This is a genomic window from Pseudomonas sp. EL_65y_Pfl1_R83 (genome assembly GCF_963970695.1).
Taxonomy (GTDB): domain Bacteria; phylum Pseudomonadota; class Gammaproteobacteria; order Pseudomonadales; family Pseudomonadaceae; genus Aquipseudomonas; species Aquipseudomonas tritici.
Genome location: NZ_CAXAQI010000255.1, coordinates 1 through 519, shown reverse-complemented (window position 1 = coordinate 519; position 519 = coordinate 1). Strand labels below are relative to the sequence as shown.

2 protein-coding genes are annotated in these 519 nt (G+C 65.3%); one reads left to right on the top strand and one right to left on the bottom strand.

What is annotated here, in order from left to right; all coding sequences use genetic code 11:
* A partial coding sequence (locus tag AACY08_RS28720; protein WP_339472474.1) for a hypothetical protein occupies window positions 1-192 on the top strand: 192 nt, incomplete at its 5' end.
* Here AACY08_RS28720 and AACY08_RS28715 read toward each other — a convergent pair.
* The coding region (locus AACY08_RS28715; protein ID WP_339472473.1) for a cytochrome P450 at window positions 179-519 on the bottom strand (341 nt) is incomplete at its 5' end. The genes AACY08_RS28720 and AACY08_RS28715 overlap by 14 nt on opposite strands.

Genomic DNA, 519 nt, shown 5'->3' with positions numbered 1-519 from the left:
GTGCTGCTGGTACAGACGATAGTGTTCGACACGCTCGGCGCGACTTATGGCTGGGACGCGGCCTATCGCTCGCTCGCGCTGTTGCCGGTGGCACCGTTACTGCTCACCGGCCTGGCCGCGGGCGCTGCGGTCGCCTGGTTCGGCTGGGCCGCAGGGCAACGTCCGCGCGTCCGCGCGGTCAGTACCGGCTGATCTCGACCGGCAACTTGCGATAGCCATGGACGAAACAGGCGGCAACGCGCTCGGGCTCGCCGAGCACGTTTACGCGCATCCGCCGCTTGGCCATCTCTTCCAGCAACACCGAAACCTGCAATTCGGCGAGGCGTGCGCCAACGCAGCGATGGATGCCGTGCCCGAACGCCAAGTGCCGACGCGCATTCGCACGATCGACGATGATTTGGTCGGCATTCTCGAACACGCTCTCGTCACGATCGGCCGACAGATACCACAAGGCCAATTTGTCGCCGGCCTTGATCTGTTGCCCCTCCAATTCGGTATCGGCGGTGGCGGTGCGGCGCA